A 15,379-nucleotide genomic window follows, 5' to 3' on the forward strand; every position below is an offset into this window, starting at 1 on the left:
GCCGCTGCGACGCAGCAGGCCGTATTGCGATGTCAGGCGTCGATCAGGTCGTCGAGGCGGAAGCGTGCGATCCGGTAGATCTGGTCGAGGCTCGCCCGCAGTTCCTCGGTGCGCGAGTGATTCACGCGCGACTCGAAGTTCGCGATGATGCCGTGCCGGTCATAGCCGCGCACCGCGAGGATGAACGGGAAGCCGAACTTCTCGCGATACGTGCGGTTCAGCGTCAGCAGCTTGTCGAACTCTTCCTGCGTGCACTGGTCGAGGCCCGCGCCGCTCTGCTCGCGCGTCGACTCGGCGGTCAGCTCGCCGCGCACGGCAGCCTTGCCAGCCAGCTCCGGGTGAGCGTTGATCAGCGCGAGCTGGCGCGCTTCGCCGCTCGTTTCCACCGCACCCGACATCGTCTTGTGCAGCGCGTCGATGCTCGCGAACGGCCGCTGGCCCGCGGCGACTTCGGCCACCCACGGCGAATGTTCGAAGATCCCCGACAGTGCCGCGACAAATGCGCTCGGCGCCATCGTATTCAGTTGTTCCAACGTGTAGCGCATCGCCTTCATGCTTTCCCTTCGTTTCGATGATTGGGCTGATACGGATGATGTTCACGCCAGTGACGCGCGATATCGACACGGCGCGTCACCCATACGCGATCGTGCTTCTCGATGTGATCGAGGAAACGCTGCAGCCCGCGGAACCGGCCTGGCCGGCCGAGCAACCGGCAGTGCATGCCGATCGACAGCATCTTCGGCGCTTCGTCGCCTTCCGCGTACAGCACGTCGAATGCATCGCGCAGGTAGTCGAAGAAGTGATCGCCGGTGTTGAAGCCCTGCGGCGTCGCAAAGCGCATGTCGTTCGTGTCGAGCGTGTACGGCACGATCAGCTGCGGCGATGTCTTGCCGCCCGATACTTCAACGTCCATCCAGAACGGCAGGTCGTCGCCGTAGTTGTCGGAGTCGTACAGGAAGCCGCCGTATTCCGCGACCAGGCGGTGCGTATTGGGGCTGTCGCGGCCGGTGTACCAGCCGAGCGGGCGCTCGCCCGTCACGCGCTCGATCGCTTCCATCCCGAGGCGCATGTGTTCGGCCTCGAGTTCCGGCGTCATGCTCTGGTAGTGGATCCAGCGCCAGCCGTGGCACGCGATTTCGTGGCCCAGCTCGACGAAGGCGCGCGCGAGCTCGGGATGGCGTTCGATCGCCATGCCGACGCCGAATACCGTCAGCGGCATCCCGCGCTTCTCGAATTCGCGCAGGATGCGCCACACGCCGGCCCGCGAACCGTATTCGTAGATCGACTCCATGCTCATGTGGCGGTCGGGATACGCGGCCGCGCCGACGATTTCCGACAGGAACTGCTCGGAGCCCGGATCGCCGTGCAGCACGCAGTTCTCGCCGCCCTCCTCGTAGTTCAGCACGAATTGCACGGCGACGCGGGCGCGCCCCGGCCAGTTCGCCTGAACGGGATGGCGGCCGTAGCCGATCAGGTCGCGAGGATAGTTGGGATCGAGTGACATGGTTCGAAGTGCGGCGAAAGCTCGCTGAAATAATGGGTTCGCATCGACTGCGCGGGTGCCGGAGGCCGGCTGCGCAAGCCGATGCGATGACGGCCCAGTTTAGCGAAAACGCCCATACGCGCCCATACAGCGGCGCAGATAGTGCGTGTCAGACGGTGTGTATGTGCGGTTGCGGCAAATTCGGCACCGGTTCCGCCTGATCCCCGTCCAGCGGGCTGAAGCGGGCGAACGCGCCGTCGTAGCGCTTCGGCAGCGGGCGCGCGTAGTCGCCGCGCTTCGCGGTCGCGAGGCGCAGCGCGACGAGCGCCTCGGCCCACTTGACGGCCGCCGTGACGCCCTCGACCACCGGCGCGCCGATCTGCTGCTCGATCTCGTGCGCGAACTCGGCCATCCCCGCGCAACCGAGCACGATCGCGTCGGCGCCGTCCTCGTCGAGCGCGCGCCGGCATTCGTCGACGATGATCCGGCGCGCGGCCGAGCCCGGCCGGTCGAGCTCGAGCACCGCGACGTCGGTCGCGCGCACGTTGCGGCAGAACCGTTTCATCCCGTAGCGCTCGGCGAGATGCCACGCCATCCCGCAGGTGCGCGCGAGCGTCGTGACGACCGAGAAGCCCGGCGCGAGCACGCTCGCCGCATGCATCGCGGCCTCGGCAATGCCGATCACCGGCCCGCGCGCGAGCTCGCGCGCCGCGTACAGGCCCGGATCGCCGAAGCACGCGATCACGTACGCATCGCAGCCGTCGCGCTCGCCCTGAACGATCTCGGCGAGCAGCCCCGGCGTCGCCAGTGCCTCGTCGTAATACCCTTCGATCGACGGCGGCCCCATCGGCGGGCTCACCGCGACGATCTCCGTGCCGGCGGCCGCGACCTCACGCGCGCAGCGGCCCATCGCGTCGGTCATCCGCTGGGTCGTATTCGGATTGATCAGTCGGATCTTCATCGCATGCTCCTCAGGCCTTCGCGCTCACGAGCAGCCGGTAGAACACGAAGCCGAGCCCGGCGCCGATGAACCACGAGAAGTTCGCGACGCCCTGCCAGCCCGGCACCATCACGCAGACGATCGCGATCACCGCGGCCGGCAACAGCGCGGCGAGCGCGCGACGGTTCACGCCGCCCGTGTACCAGTACGTGCCGCTTTCCGACATCGTGTACAGGTCGTCGCGCACGAGCCGGCCGCGCTTGACGAGGTAGAAGTCGGCGATCAGCACGCCGTACAGCGGGCCGATGAACGCGCCGAGCACGTCGAGCGTGTAGTGGATCACGGCCGGGTTGTTGAACAGGTTCCACGGCGTGATGAAGATCGACGCGACGGCCGCGAGCATCCCGCCCGCGCGCCAGCTGATCAGGCGCGGCGCGACGTTCGAGAAGTCGAACGCGGGCGACACGAAGTTCGCGACGATGTTGATGCCGATCGTCGCGATCGTGAACGTCAGCGCACCGAGGATCACCGCGGTCGGATGGTCGATGCGGCCGACCGTCTCGACGGGGTCGGTGATCAGTTCGCCGAACACCGGCAGCGTCGCGGCCGTCGTGATCACCGTGACGAGCGAGAACGCGAGGAAGTTGACCGGCAGCCCCCAGAAATTGCCGCGCTTCACTTCGCCGAACGAGCGGCAGTAGCGCGAGAAATCGCCGAAGTTCAGCATCGGCCCGGAGAAGTACGACACGACCAGCGACACGGCCGTGATCATCACCGGAATCACTTCCGCGCCGTGGTACTTCACGCCGCCGAGGTTGAGGCCGATGTTGCGCCAGCCCGCGCGCCACACCATGTAGCCGGCGAGGATGAACATCACGACGTAGACGGCCGGCCCTGCGAAGTCGATGAACTTCTTGATCGTCTCCATCCCGTTCCAGAACACCAACGCCTGGAGCACCCACAGCAGCATGAAGCCGGCCCAGCCGACTGCCGACAGCCCGAGGAAGCCGTGGCGATGCACGTCCGCGTAAGGCAGCCATTGCGGGAAGAATTTCAGCACGACGATCACCAGCGCGCTCGACGCGAGATAGGTCTGGATCCCGTACCACGCGATCGCGATCAGCCCGCGGATCACGGCCGGCACGTTCGCGCCGAGCACGCCGAACGTCGCGCGGCACGCGACCGGATACGGCACGCCGATCTGCTGGCTCGGCCGCGCGATCAGGTTGCACAGCAGGTTCACGAAGCCGATCCCGACGATCAGCGCGATCAGCACCTGCCAGCTCGTCAGCCCGAGCGCGAACAGGCTGCCCGCGAACACGTAGCCGCCGACGCTGTGCACGTCCGACATCCAGAACGCAAAGATGTTGTATGAGCCCCATGTCTGATTTTTCAGGGGTGCCAAATCTTCGTTGTACAGACGTTCGCTGTAACCATTCGGCAGTGTCGGGTCACCGCCCTCGCCGCCTTCGTCCGCCGGATAGGCGCTGTCGTGCGCCACACTGAACTGAGCCATGACTTCTCCTTGACGCGGCCGGGAGGCCGCTCCACCGTCATCGATATCGCTCCGGATCGACGCCCGGAGTCGGACCAGCGGCCCGCGGCACACGCCGCGGGCCTGCATTTCGCTCGTTCTTGTGGCGCGTGGCCGGGTTCGCGTCGCCGCTCAGGCGCCGCCGAACACTTCGCGCAAATCGACCTGCCCTTGTGCGGGCCGGTCCAGCATCTTCAGTTCGACATGCTGCAGGTGGTGCGCCATCAGCGTCACCGCCCGCTTCGGATCGCCGGCCTCCAGCGCACCGAGGATCTCGTCGTGGTCGTCGCACGAGCACGGGCTGCGCCCGTGCGACTCGTACAGCGCCGACATCAGCGTCGAGCGTGCGACGAGCCCTTCGAGGCACGCGCTGAGCGTCGCATTGCCCATCAGCGTCGCGAGCGCCGTATGGAATTCGCCCGACAGGCGGATCCAGGCCGCGAAGTCCTGCCGCTGGAACGCCTTGCGTTCCTTCTCGATCAGCGAGGCGACGCCCTTCAGCCGCTTCGCACCGGGCCCGGTCGCGAGCCGCTCGACCACGGCGAGCTCGATGATCCGACGCATCTCGAACACTTCGTGCACGTCCTGCAGCGTCGGGCTCGCGACGAACGCGCCGCGGTTCGGCTCGAGATCGACCAGCTTGTCGGTCGCGAGCTGCGCGAGCGCCTGGCGGATCGCCCCGCGCTTCACGTTGAACACGTCGCAGAGCTGCGCCTCCGTCAGCTTCGCGCCCGGCGCGAGCCGATGCTCGAGGATCGCCGTGCGGATCCGCTCGGCGATCGCTTCGGGACTGGCTGCACCGGACGGGTGGGATTCGGGCTCGTTCATGATCGGCATCGTGTGATGATCCTCATCCTAGGGTGGACATAAAGATTGTCAACAATTCTTTTCAAGCATTGCGCACAATCGGCGTGCATCGCCACGACCTCGTTCGGTGCACGATGCGTCAAATCCATGCATGTCAAGGCTGAGACGTATGACAGGTGTGCTTCTCGTCGTATACCCTTCCGGTCATTTTGTTGACAAAACTGGTGCAGGATCCGGCGGCGAGCTTGCAGATGCCGACGAAAATACTTGACCGTTAGTTGCGCGCTTATATAAAGAAAAAGGCGGGGAATGAGCTGCCCCCGCCTTTCGACCGACTGCGCCCGCCTCAACCGAGGTGCGGATAGTCCGACAAAGTGAGCCGGAAACCATGCGCATTCGCGACCAGTTGCGCCTGTGCGCCGAACGGCAACGTCAGCAGGTCGGGCACGTGGCCGAACTGAAGCCCCGTCACGACCGGAATCCCGATCACCGCGCGCACCTGGTCGATCATCGCCTGCATGTCGTAGCCGTTGTCGTACTCGAACGGCCGCGCACCGGTGAACTGGCCGAGCACGAGCGCCTGCTGGCGCGCGAGCAGCCCCGACAGATGCAGTTGATAGATCATCCGTTCGATCCGGAACGGCTGCTCGTTGACGTCCTCGATGAACAGGATGCCGCCTTCGATGTCGGGCATGTACGGCGTGCCGACGAGCGACGTGAGGATCGCGAGGTTGCCGCCCCACAGCGTGCCCGTCACGTTCACGCTCTGCACCTGCGGCGCTTCGGCGATGATCGTCGTGCTCGGCTGCGTCAGCGTCTGCCAGAAGTGCTGCATCGTGAAGTCGCTCGGCGTTTCCGCGCCGAAGTCGGCGGACAGCATCGGGCCGCCGAACGTCTTGATGCGCGCCTTCGCGTACAACGCAAGCTGGAGCGCCGTGAAGTCGCTGTGGCCGACGAGCGCGACCGGCTGGTCACGCAGCCGGCGCTCGAGCCCGCGATAGTCGAGTCCGTGCAGGATGCGCGCGGCGCCATAGCCGCCGCGCACCGCGAGCGCGATGTCCGGCAGCGGCCGCTCGGGATCGGCAAGACGGTTCAGGTCGCCTGCCCGTTCGCCGTCGGTACCGCCGAACCGCTGGAAGCGCCGCTGCGTCGCTTCGATGTTCTCGATGCGGTGCTGCGCGGTGCTGAGGCGCTCGAGCGCGCGATTGATCGCGTCCGGATCGTGCGGATAGCCGGACGGCGCAAGCAGGCGGATGGTGTAGGACGCGGCGGGCTGGAAGGACATGGCGAAGAGAGGTGTCGGGTCGTCAAACCTGCTTAGAGGGTCCGAACCGTCTCCGGTTCACGGAACCGTGCACGCCCGGCTCGGGTCGAGCGACGGGCGCGGCGGGCGCGCCTATGACGCGCCGGAGTCGGCGTCGCGGGCGAGCCGTGCTTCGCGCAACGCGCGACGGCGGTCGGCGAAGAACGACTTCAGCGCGGCGCCGCACTCGTCGGCGAGCACGCCGCCGGTCACTTCGGTATGGTGGTTCAGTTGCGGATTCGCGAATGCGTCGATCACGCTGCCGCACGCGCCCGTCTTCGGATCGGCGGCGCCGTAGACGACCCGCGCGATGCGCGCATGCATGATCGCGCCCGCGCACATCAGGCACGGCTCGAGCGTCACATACAACTCGCAGCCGGGCATCCGGTAGTTCTGCAGATGCTGCGCGGCCATGCGCAGCGCGGCCATTTCCGCATGGGCCGACGGGTCGTGCCCGCCGATCGGATGGTTGAAGCCGCGTGCGATCACTTCGTCGCCACGCACGAGCACCGCGCCAACCGGCACTTCGCCGGCCGCGCGCGCCTCTTCGGCGGCAGCCTGCGCAAGACGCATGAAATGCAGGTCACGCGCCGATACGGGCGCGGCTTCGGGAACGGGGGAATCGGCGGCGGGTTCGGCCGCCGGGGCGGCTGCCGACCGGGCTGCGTCGTGCAGCGCGTCGGACGTCACATCGGCCCCGCTTCGGCGGACGCTTCGTCGAGCCCGCGCTCGCACAGGCGCTCGGCGATGCGCCGGCAGTAGTCGCGCGGCATCACCATCGGGCCGCCGCGCAGCGATTCGAGCGCCATGTCGAGTGCAAGGATCTTCGCCTGCAGCCGGCACCGCGCGGCGCGGTCGCTGACCGCCTGCACTTCGTCATGCAGGTTGCGCAGCGCGCGCAATTGCTCGACGGCCGGCGGCACGAAGCCCGCATTCTTCAGGATACGGTTGGCCACCCGCACCTCCTCGGGCACGAGCAGGTCGTCATCCAGCGCCTGTGGCGCGCCGGTACCCGGCAAATCGTCGAACTCGCCCCGCGCGGCGGCGGCGGCAATACGTTGTTCGACCAGGGCGTCAAGCAATCTCATCAGTCAATCGGAACAATGCGGCAGGCCGAATTCTAGCAGGGTGACGCGGGTATGACAGGCCCTTCGAATATATGCTCGATATTGTGTTTTTTAGGGGCCGAATCGCGGGGCATGCGCGCTGATTGGTCTCATATGCCGCTCTGCTGCGCTGCAGCGGGCCGCGAGCCGTCTGGACACCGGCAAATGCGGCCGGTGCCAGGCCCTGTTTTTATTTGCGACGATGCCAATCGAACCGTGCCGTCCCGGAAAAACGGACACGGCCCTGCTTCCAGTTTTCCTGGTTCAGGCAGCCGCCGCTTCCCGCCGCGCGTTCGCGAACGGGCGGAACATCATTGCGATCAGGAACGCGCCGAGACCGATCGCAAACGAGCCGAGATACAGCCAGCCGTAGCTGCCGAGCGTATCGACGATCAGGCCGCCGGCGACGGGCCCCGCTGCCATCCCCAGACTGCCGGCCATCGCGCAGCCGCCGATCACGGTGCCCATCATCCGCAGCGGGAAGTTCTCGCGCGCCAGCACCGAATACAGCGGCATCACCCCCGCGTAGATGAAGCCGAACACGACCGCGACCGCGTAGAACCCGTCGAGCGTGCGCACGAAGTAGTACCCGAGCGCACCCAGCGCCTGCGCAAGCAGCCCGGCTACCAGCATGCGCTTCGCGCCGAGGCGGTCGCCCAGGATCCCGAACGCGATCCGGCCGCCCATGCCGGCGAGCCCTTCGACGCTGTAGATCGACACCGCGACGATCAGCGGGATCCCGCACGTCACCGCGTAGCTGACCGTATGGAAGATCGGGCCCGAATGTGTCGCGCAGCAGAAGAAGTTGGTCAGCAGCAGCACGATGAACTGCGGCGAACGCAACGCGTCCGCGACCGACATCGCCGCCGGCCCGCCGTCGGGCGCCGGCACCGCTGAAGCCGCCCGCGTGCCGTCGAGCGCGGGCGGCCGGCGCACCAGCAGCGACACCGGAATCATCACGACGGCCGCCAGCGCCGCCATCAGCAGCATCGACGTGCGCCAGTCGCGCACCGACACGAGCCACGCGGCCAGCGGGGCCATCGTCATCGGCGCCATCCCCATGCCGGCCGACACGAGCGACACCGCGAGGCTGCGGTGCGTGTCGAACCAGCCGGTTACGCACGCCATCATCGGCGCGAATATCGCAGCCGTCGCGCCGCCGACGGCGAGGCCGAACGTGAGCTGGAACGCGAGCAGCGACGGCGCGCGGCTCGCCAGCGCCAGGCTTGCCGACAGCAGGACGGCGCCCGTGATGACGACCGGGCGCGTGCCGATGCGGTCCGACAGGCTGCCCCATGCCATGCTCGCGAAGGCCATCGCGATGAAGCCGAGCGTCATCGCGCCGGAAATGCCGGTCATCGACCAGCCCGTGTCGCGCGCGATCGCGCGCAGGAACACCGGCAGCGAAAACATCGCGCCGATCGCGATGCAGCCCATCAGGCCGCCCGCGGCGACGATGACCCAGCGGTATCGGGAATCCGGCATGGGGTGCCTCCTTGTCGTGATGGCGATCCTCGGGAACCGGGCGCCACCTGCTTCGCGCAATGCCCGGTCGACATGGATGCGACGGGCGACGCATCGGGAAATCGACATGAGCGGCACACACGCCGGCGAATTTTTTCATTGTCGGCCGATCCGCTCCGCACGCAACCGGTGGGCCGGGCCGGCGCCGCACGCCGGATCGACTGTTCGATCTGCCCCCTGCCGCCGCGCTTTTCCAGAATCGGAAAGTCGAAATCAGAAATAGTTGGTTGGGCCGCGCGATCCGGCTGATTACACTCGAGCGATCTTGTCATAACAAGTTGACCGATGACCTCCCCCAACGTCGTGCCGCTGTCGGCGGCCCCGCTCTACGTGCAGATCAAGGACACGCTGCGCGCACGCATTCTCGACGGCACCTATGCGCCGCACAGCCGGATGCCATCCGAGCACGAACTCTGCGCGATGTTCGACGTCAGTCGTATCACGGTGCGCCAGGCGCTCGGCGATCTGCAAAAGGAAGGACTGCTGTTCAAGCTGCACGGCAAGGGCACCTTCGTGTCGAAGCCGAAGGCGTTCCAGAACGTGACGTCGCTGCAGGGCTTCGCCGAGGCGATGTCGTCGATGGGCTACGAGATCGTCAACCAGGTGCGCAGCTTCCGCACCGTCAAGGCCGACCGCCATCTCGCGACGAAGCTGAACGTGCCCGAGGGTGCGCCGCTCGTCGAGATCCATCGCGTGCGGCTGCTCAATCGCGAGCCCGTGTCGCTCGAACAGACCTGGGTGCCCGAAGCCCTCGGCAAGCGCCTCGCGGGCGCCGATCTCGCGACCCGCGACATTTTCCTGGTCCTGGAAAACGACTGCGGCATCCCGCTCGGCCATGCCGACGTATCGATCGACGCGATCCTCGCCGACGACGAGATCGTCGATGCGCTGCACGTCGAGGAAAGCAGCCCCGTGCTGCGCATCGAGCGCCTCACGCATGATGCGTCGGGCACACCGATCGACTTCGAATACCTCTACTTCCGCGGCGACGCCTTCCAGTACCGGCTGCGCATCGACCGGCAGAAACCGCGCCAACCTGCAAGGAAACAGCGATGACTACCCATGTGCTCGAATACGACATCGTCGTGGTCGGCGGCGGCACGGCCGGCCCGATGGCGGCGATCAAGGCGAAGGAGCGCGACCCGTCCCTGCGCGTGCTGTTGCTCGAAAAGGCCAACGTGAAGCGCAGCGGCGCGATCTCGATGGGGATGGACGGCCTGAACAACGCGGTGATCCCCGGGCATGCGACGCCCGAGCAGTACACGCGCGAGATCACGATCGCCAACGACGGCATCGTCGACCAGGAGGCCGTGTACGCGTATGCGACGCACAGCTTCGAAACGATCGAGCAGCTCGACCGCTGGGGCGTGAAGTTCGAGAAGGACGGCACCGGCGACTACGCGGTGAAGAAGGTCCATCACATGGGCTCGTACGTGCTGCCGATGCCGGAAGGACATGACATCAAGAAGGTGCTGTACCGGCAACTGAAGCGCGCGCGCATTGCGATCACGAACCGGATCGTCGCAACGCGCGTGCTGACCGATGCGCACGGCCGCGCGAGCGGCGTACTCGGCTTCGACTGCCGCACCGCCGAGTTCCACGTGATCCGCGCGAAGGCCGTGATTCTCTGCTGCGGCGCGGCCGGTCGCCTCGGCCTGCCGGCCTCGGGCTACCTGATGGGCACCTACGAGAATCCGACCAACGCGGGCGACGGCTACGCGATGGCGTATCACGCCGGTGCCGCGCTCGCGAATCTCGAATGCTTCCAGATCAATCCGCTGATCAAGGACTACAACGGCCCCGCGTGCGCGTACGTCACCGGCCCGCTCGGCGGCTTCACCGCGAACGGCAAGGGCGAACGCTTCATCGAATGCGATTACTGGAGCGGCCAGATGATGTGGGAGTTCTACCAGGAACTGCAAAGCGGCAACGGCCCCGTGTTCCTGAAGCTCGACCATCTCGCGGAAGAAACGATCCAGACCATCGAGCAGATCCTGCACACGAACGAGCGGCCGAGCCGCGGCCGCTTTCATGCCGGGCGCGGCACCGATTACCGCAGCCAGATGGTCGAGATGCACATCTCCGAGATCGGTTTCTGCAGCGGCCACAGCGCGTCCGGCGTGTACGTGAACGCCCGCGCGGAGACGACCGTGCCCGGGCTCTACGCGGCCGGCGACATGGCGGCCGTCCCGCACAACTACATGCTCGGCGCATTCACGTACGGCTGGTTTGCCGGCCAGAACGCGGCCGACTACGTGGCCGGCCGCGAGCATGCGCCGGTGGACGACGAACAGGTCGCCGCCGAACGCACCCGTGTGCTTGCGCCGTTGCTGCGCGAGCGTGGCCTCGCACCGGCGCAGGTCGAATACAAGCTGCGCCGCATGGTGAACGACTATCTGCAACCGCCGAAGGTGACGCGCAAGATGGAAATCGGGCTGCAACGCTTCGATGAAATTACTGAGGATATCGAAGAGATAAAAGCGAACCATCCGCACGAACTGATGCGCGCCGCCGAAGTACGTGCGATCCGCGACTGCGCGGAAATGGCCGCGCGCGCGTCGCTGTTCCGCACCGAGAGCCGCTGGGGGTTGTACCACCACCGCGTCGACTTTCCGCATCGCAACGACGCCGAATGGTTCTGCCACACCTGGCTGCGCAAGGACGCCAACGGCGCGATGCACAGCGAGAAGCGTCCGGTCGAACCGTACGTCGTGCCGCTTGCCGACGACGAGCGCGGCGCCTACACGAATCTGCGCATCCGCGAACCGGCCGCGCTCGCGGCCGCCCTTTGAGGAACCTGCCATGCCCCATACCCCGCACGACATCTTCCAGCGCAGCAGCGCACCCGTGACGATCGACGAGAACCTCTGCATCGCCGACAAGGGCTGCACCGTCTGCGTCGACGTATGCCCGCTCGACCTGCTCGCGATCGACGTGACCAAGGGCAAGGCCTATATGCAGTTCGACGAATGCTGGTACTGCATGCCGTGCGAACGCGATTGCCCGACCGGCGCGGTCAAGGTCGACATCCCTTACCTGCTGCGCTGACCGCGTCCCTCAACGCTCATTTGAGTCGCCGATGACCAACCCCTCCTTCGCTCCCGTATTGCCGCGCGCAGACGCCCCCGACGAAGCCGCACTCGTCGCCCGCCTCGCCGCGCCCGATGCCGCCGTGCGTCGCGTCGCACTGTTCGAACTCGCCGACCTCGAGGACCCCGGGTTCGTACCCGCGTTCGTCGCCGCGCTGCGCGACGATCCGTCGGCCGACGTGCGCGGCGAAGCCGCCCGTGTGCTCGGCGCATGGGAGCAGTCCGACGTCGTCGACGCGCTGTGCGGCGCATTGCTCGATCCGGACGACGACGTGCGCGCCGCCGCCGCGCAGAGCCTGTCCGAACTGAAGGACGCGGCATCGGGCGCCGTGCTGTGCCGATGGGCCGACCGGCCCGAGCCGTTCGTGCGCCGTGCCGTGCTGCGCGGATTGCGCGAGCTGCGCGACCCCGGCGCATTCGCGCCCGCGCTGCGCGCGCTCGATGCCGAACACGCCGAGGTGCGCGCCGAAGCCGTGGCGGTGCTCGGTTGGCTCAAGGATCCGCGTGCGCTGCCACCGCTTGCAGCCATCGCGACAACCGATGCCGCAGCGGACGTGCGACGCATTGCGGTCGGCGCGATCGGGTTCGCGACACCCGACGTCGCGACCGTCATCCACGCTCTGTTCGCCGCGCTGCGCGACCGCGAATGGCAGGTGCGCGAGGAAGCGGCCACGACGCTCGGCAAGCTGCGCATTGCGACCGCGCGCGAACCGCTCGTCGCCGCGCTCGACGACGACTACTGGCAGGTGCGCCTGCGTGCCGCGCGTGCGCTCGGGCAACTGCGCGACGCGGCCGCGGCGCCGGACGTCGTCGCGCTGCTCTCGCACTCGATCAGCAACCTGCGCAAGGAAGCCGCGCTTGCACTCGGCGAATTGCGGGACCGCGCGACGTTACCCGCACTGACCCACGCACTGGAGGATCACGATCCGGAAGTCCGCAAGGCCGTGCGAATCGCGATCCGACAGATCGACGAGGCGTCGCGATGATCTCCCCGACCGAAATCGTGCTCGATCATCCGGCGCGCACGTTGACACTCCGCTGGCCGGACGGTCACACGCAGCGCGTCAGCTATGCACGGTTGCGCGGCGATTGCCCGTGTGCCGAATGCCGGAGGATCCGGCACGACGGCGGTCGTGTCGATGCGCGGCCCGACCTGACGCTGGACAGCCTGGAAACGGCCGGCTACGGCATCCGCGTGCTGTTCGGCGACGGTCATGCGCGCGGCATCTATCCGTGGCCGTATCTGGCGGGCATGACCGCGCGGCCGTGACGTAGCGCCGGCGGCTGCGCGGACGAAATAGCAGGCGTGCGGAAACGCTGCGATACTGACGCCCACGATCGTCTCCACCCACCGTGGGAGCCAGAACATGCAAACCGCAGTCGGATTCATCGGCCTCGGCGTGATGGGCACGCCGATGGCGCTCAATCTTGCGCGGGCCGGCACGCCGCTCGTCGTATGGAGCCGGTCGCACGGCAACGACGATGCACTGCGCGACGCCGGCGCGCGCGTGGCCGAGCACATCGACGACGTGTTTGCGACCTGCCGCACCGTGATCCTGATGCTCGCGAACGACGCGGCGATCGACGGCGCCCTCGGGCGCGGCACGCACGGTTTCGCCGCCCGTGTCGGCGGCCACACCATCGTGAACATGGGCACGAACGCACCCGAGTATTCGCGCGCACTGGCCGACGACATCGCTGCCGCGTCGGGTCGTTATGTCGAAGCGCCCGTGTCGGGGTCGCGCAAGCCGGCCGAAGCCGGGCAACTCGTGGTGATGCTCGCCGGCGCGCCGGACGACGTCGACGCCGTCCGCGCACTCGTGAAGCCGCTGTGCCGCGACAGCTTCGTGTGCGGCGACGTACCGTCGGCGCTGACGATGAAGCTCGCCGTGAACCTGTTCCTGATCACGATGGTCACCGGCCTGACCGAGGCCACGCATTTTGCGCAACGCCACGGCATCGATCTCGCCCGCTTCGCCGACGTGCTGAACGCGGGCCCGATGGCGAGCGACGTGTCGCGCGTGAAGCTCGGCAAACTCGTCGCGGCCGATTTCTCGGTGCAGGCCGCGATCACCGACGTGCTGAAGAATGCGCGCCTCGTCGCCGAATCCGCGCGCGGCATCGGCATCGCTTCGCCACTGCTCGACATCTGCCATGCGCTGTACGGCGAGACCGAGCGGGCCGGACATGGCGCGGACGACATGGTCGCCGTGATCCGCGCGATCGAGCAGCGCACCGACGGCGCGCAATGAATCGTCGCCGGCCACCCCATACATTCGAACGCACCCGAACGTAGCGTCCCATGTCCGACTCACCCCGCTCCCCGACCAGCGTCCCCGCTTCCGTCCGCCCGGTTCCTGCCGTGATCGGCATCGTCCTGCGAGAGCGCGACGTGCTGCTGGTGCGTCGCGCCAATCCGCCCGATGCGGGCTGCTGGGGCTTTCCCGGCGGCAAGATCGATGCGGGGGAATCGATTGCGCACGCGGTCGTGCGCGAGATCGCGGAAGAAACCACCGTCGACGTCGAAGCGCTCGACGCCTTTACCGCGCTGGATGCGTTCGATTACGATGCCGGCGGCGACCTGCGTCAGCATTTCGTGATGGTCGCGGTGCTGTGCCGATGGCTGCGCGGCGCACCTGCCGCCGGCGACGATGCGCTCGACGCGCGCTGGTTCGATCTCGCCGAACTCGATCGCGATGACTTGCCGATGAGCGCAGGCGTTCGTGATGTCGCGCGACGTGCGATCGAGCGTGCGGCGGCACTTGGTCACGTGCAGCGTCCGGCCAATACTTGAATGCGTGAAGCACCGCTGTCTTTCTCGCAGCGCTTGCGAGCGGCCGATCGGGACCATGACAGTGCCGGCTACGCACCGACGAACCTCCAATTACACATCAAAGATGGGCCAAGCCATGATCAGCATTCGCAAGTCCACTCCGGCCGACGGCGCACGCGTGCTGGATATCTGGCGCAACGCGGTCGACGCCACGCACCACTTCCTCAGCAACGACGACCGTCGCGCGATCGAATCCGAAGTCGTCGCGTTCCTGCCCGGTGCGCCGCTCGATCTCGCCGTCGACGATACCGGCCGCGCAATCGGCTTCATGTTGCTCGACGGTAGTCACATGGAAGCACTGTTCGTCGATCCCGCTCACCACGGCGCGGGTGTCGGGCGCCTGCTGGTGGAAGACGCGCTCAAGCGTTATCCCGACCTGTCGACCGACGTCAACGAGCAGAACGAATCGGCAGCGGGATTCTATGAACGGCTCGGCTTCGAGCGCACCGGGCGATCGGCGATCGATGGGCAGGGGCGCACCTATCCGCTGATTCACCTGCGCTATCGCGCGGCACCACCCTCCTCGCCACAGCACGCATAACCGTGTCCGGCGCGGGATAGCGCGCCGCCCTCCACGTCATGCGCTCCGAGCACGCGAACGCGGCGACCTGATACCAGGTCCACTCCACGCATGCCGCATGCCGCATGCGGCCACGTGACGCGTCATGCATGACGCACCGGTACCACGCGCTCGCCCCTTGCACGGATGGTCGTTTCCCGGACTGAACGCGCCTGTCGCGGGCCGGGAGATGCTAACCTC

17 protein-coding genes are annotated in these 15,379 nt (G+C 67.1%); 8 read left to right on the forward strand and 9 right to left on the reverse strand.

All coding sequences use genetic code 11. The annotated features are described in order from the left end of the window. Nucleotides 1–32 precede the first annotated feature (32 nt). The 9 genes from uraD to CFB39_RS11275 form a co-directional block, all read right to left on the reverse strand. Entirely contained in the window at nucleotides 33–554 is a 522-nt protein-coding gene (gene uraD / locus CFB39_RS11235) for a 2-oxo-4-hydroxy-4-carboxy-5-ureidoimidazoline decarboxylase (RefSeq protein ID WP_089473075.1), read from the reverse strand. Further along, entirely contained in the window at nucleotides 551–1,504 is a 954-nt protein-coding gene (gene puuE / locus CFB39_RS11240; protein WP_027787128.1) for an allantoinase PuuE, read from the reverse strand. The genes uraD and puuE overlap by 4 nt, the downstream gene beginning before the upstream one ends. A gap of 148 nt (nucleotides 1,505–1,652) precedes the next feature. Further along, nucleotides 1,653–2,444, reverse strand: coding sequence for an aspartate/glutamate racemase family protein (locus tag CFB39_RS11245; RefSeq protein ID WP_089473076.1), 792 nt, complete (start codon nucleotides 2,442–2,444; stop codon nucleotides 1,653–1,655). Nucleotides 2,445–2,454: 10 nt separating this feature from the next. Continuing rightward, the gene (locus CFB39_RS11250; protein ID WP_089425661.1) at nucleotides 2,455–3,939 is read right to left on the reverse strand and encodes an NCS1 family nucleobase:cation symporter-1; all 1,485 of its coding nucleotides are present in this window, start codon (nucleotides 3,937–3,939) and stop codon (nucleotides 2,455–2,457) included. 150 nt (nucleotides 3,940–4,089) lie between these two features. After that, nucleotides 4,090–4,794 (reverse strand): GntR family transcriptional regulator, encoded by a 705-nt coding sequence (locus CFB39_RS11255; RefSeq protein ID WP_089425662.1) that lies wholly within the window; start codon nucleotides 4,792–4,794, stop codon nucleotides 4,090–4,092. Nucleotides 4,795–5,110: 316 nt separating this feature from the next. Then, nucleotides 5,111–6,049 carry a muramoyltetrapeptide carboxypeptidase gene (gene ldcA / locus CFB39_RS11260; RefSeq protein WP_039342808.1) on the reverse strand — a complete coding sequence of 313 codons (939 nt, stop codon included), beginning with the start codon at nucleotides 6,047–6,049 and terminating at the stop codon, nucleotides 5,111–5,113. Nucleotides 6,050–6,160: 111 nt separating this feature from the next. After that, nucleotides 6,161–6,757: a tRNA adenosine(34) deaminase TadA gene (tadA, locus tag CFB39_RS11265; protein WP_089473077.1), complete on the reverse strand. Its 597-nt coding sequence runs from the start codon at nucleotides 6,755–6,757 to the stop codon at nucleotides 6,161–6,163. Beyond that, nucleotides 6,754–7,155 (reverse strand): DnaJ family domain-containing protein, encoded by a 402-nt coding sequence (locus tag CFB39_RS11270; protein WP_006478536.1) that lies wholly within the window; start codon nucleotides 7,153–7,155, stop codon nucleotides 6,754–6,756. Before CFB39_RS11270 ends, tadA begins: the two co-directional genes overlap by 4 nt. Before the next feature lie 282 nt (nucleotides 7,156–7,437). Continuing rightward, a complete protein-coding gene (locus tag CFB39_RS11275; protein WP_089473078.1) occupies nucleotides 7,438–8,658 on the reverse strand; it encodes an MFS transporter in 1,221 nt (406 codons plus the stop codon). 324 nt (nucleotides 8,659–8,982) lie between these two features. Here CFB39_RS11275 and CFB39_RS11280 point away from each other — a divergent pair, with 324 nt between their 5' ends. The 8 genes from CFB39_RS11280 (at nucleotide 8,983) to CFB39_RS11315 (ending at nucleotide 15,160) form a co-directional block, all read left to right on the forward strand. Next, nucleotides 8,983–9,753 carry a GntR family transcriptional regulator gene (locus tag CFB39_RS11280; protein WP_089473079.1) on the forward strand — a complete coding sequence of 257 codons (771 nt, stop codon included), beginning with the start codon at nucleotides 8,983–8,985 and terminating at the stop codon, nucleotides 9,751–9,753. Continuing rightward, nucleotides 9,750–11,489 (forward strand): fumarate reductase/succinate dehydrogenase flavoprotein subunit, encoded by a 1,740-nt coding sequence (locus CFB39_RS11285; protein ID WP_089473080.1) that lies wholly within the window; start codon nucleotides 9,750–9,752, stop codon nucleotides 11,487–11,489. The genes CFB39_RS11280 and CFB39_RS11285 overlap by 4 nt, the downstream gene beginning before the upstream one ends. A gap of 10 nt (nucleotides 11,490–11,499) precedes the next feature. Continuing rightward, nucleotides 11,500–11,745, forward strand: a complete 246-nt coding sequence (locus tag CFB39_RS11290; protein WP_039342800.1) for a ferredoxin family protein — start codon at nucleotides 11,500–11,502, stop codon at nucleotides 11,743–11,745. A gap of 31 nt (nucleotides 11,746–11,776) precedes the next feature. After that, a complete protein-coding gene (locus CFB39_RS11295) occupies nucleotides 11,777–12,772 on the forward strand; it encodes a HEAT repeat domain-containing protein (protein ID WP_089473081.1) in 996 nt (331 codons plus the stop codon). Continuing rightward, on the forward strand, nucleotides 12,769–13,056 hold the full coding sequence (locus tag CFB39_RS11300) for a DUF971 domain-containing protein (RefSeq protein ID WP_089473082.1): 288 nt from the start codon (nucleotides 12,769–12,771) through the stop codon (nucleotides 13,054–13,056). The genes CFB39_RS11295 and CFB39_RS11300 overlap by 4 nt, the downstream gene beginning before the upstream one ends. A gap of 67 nt (nucleotides 13,057–13,123) precedes the next feature. Next, nucleotides 13,124–14,038 carry an NAD(P)-dependent oxidoreductase gene (locus CFB39_RS11305; protein ID WP_373452726.1) on the forward strand — a complete coding sequence of 305 codons (915 nt, stop codon included), beginning with the start codon at nucleotides 13,124–13,126 and terminating at the stop codon, nucleotides 14,036–14,038. Nucleotides 14,039–14,088: 50 nt separating this feature from the next. Next, on the forward strand, nucleotides 14,089–14,580 hold the full coding sequence (locus CFB39_RS11310) for an NUDIX hydrolase (protein WP_089473084.1): 492 nt from the start codon (nucleotides 14,089–14,091) through the stop codon (nucleotides 14,578–14,580). 115 nt (nucleotides 14,581–14,695) lie between these two features. After that, a complete protein-coding gene (locus CFB39_RS11315; protein ID WP_089473085.1) occupies nucleotides 14,696–15,160 on the forward strand; it encodes an acetyltransferase in 465 nt (154 codons plus the stop codon). The last annotated feature ends 219 nt before the right edge of the window (nucleotides 15,161–15,379 follow it).

The sequence above is a fragment of the Burkholderia sp. AU6039 genome, from assembly GCF_002223365.1.
Classification (GTDB): domain Bacteria; phylum Pseudomonadota; class Gammaproteobacteria; order Burkholderiales; family Burkholderiaceae; genus Burkholderia.

What these genes read in the sequence shown, in the direction of transcription:
- CFB39_RS11315 (WP_089473085.1), top strand. Translation starts at nt 14,696, where the DNA reads ATGATCAGCATTCGCAAGTCCACTCCGGCCGACGGCGCACGCGTGCTG.
- CFB39_RS11280 (WP_089473079.1), top strand. Translation starts at nt 8,983, where the DNA reads ATGACCTCCCCCAACGTCGTGCCGCTGTCGGCGGCCCCGCTCTACGTG.
- CFB39_RS11310 (WP_089473084.1), top strand. Translation starts at nt 14,089, where the DNA reads ATGTCCGACTCACCCCGCTCCCCGACCAGCGTCCCCGCTTCCGTCCGC.
- CFB39_RS11300 (WP_089473082.1), top strand. Translation starts at nt 12,769, where the DNA reads ATGATCTCCCCGACCGAAATCGTGCTCGATCATCCGGCGCGCACGTTG.
- puuE (WP_027787128.1), bottom strand. Translation starts at nt 1,504, where the DNA reads ATGTCACTCGATCCCAACTATCCTCGCGACCTGATCGGCTACGGCCGC.
- CFB39_RS11250 (WP_089425661.1), bottom strand. Translation starts at nt 3,939, where the DNA reads ATGGCTCAGTTCAGTGTGGCGCACGACAGCGCCTATCCGGCGGACGAA.
- uraD (WP_089473075.1), bottom strand. Translation starts at nt 554, where the DNA reads ATGAAGGCGATGCGCTACACGTTGGAACAACTGAATACGATGGCGCCG.
- CFB39_RS11295 (WP_089473081.1), top strand. Translation starts at nt 11,777, where the DNA reads ATGACCAACCCCTCCTTCGCTCCCGTATTGCCGCGCGCAGACGCCCCC.
- CFB39_RS11285 (WP_089473080.1), top strand. Translation starts at nt 9,750, where the DNA reads ATGACTACCCATGTGCTCGAATACGACATCGTCGTGGTCGGCGGCGGC.
- CFB39_RS11245 (WP_089473076.1), bottom strand. Translation starts at nt 2,444, where the DNA reads ATGAAGATCCGACTGATCAATCCGAATACGACCCAGCGGATGACCGAC.
- CFB39_RS11290 (WP_039342800.1), top strand. Translation starts at nt 11,500, where the DNA reads ATGCCCCATACCCCGCACGACATCTTCCAGCGCAGCAGCGCACCCGTG.
- ldcA (WP_039342808.1), bottom strand. Translation starts at nt 6,049, where the DNA reads ATGTCCTTCCAGCCCGCCGCGTCCTACACCATCCGCCTGCTTGCGCCG.
- CFB39_RS11255 (WP_089425662.1), bottom strand. Translation starts at nt 4,794, where the DNA reads ATGCCGATCATGAACGAGCCCGAATCCCACCCGTCCGGTGCAGCCAGT.
- CFB39_RS11270 (WP_006478536.1), bottom strand. Translation starts at nt 7,155, where the DNA reads ATGAGATTGCTTGACGCCCTGGTCGAACAACGTATTGCCGCCGCCGCC.
- CFB39_RS11275 (WP_089473078.1), bottom strand. Translation starts at nt 8,658, where the DNA reads ATGCCGGATTCCCGATACCGCTGGGTCATCGTCGCCGCGGGCGGCCTG.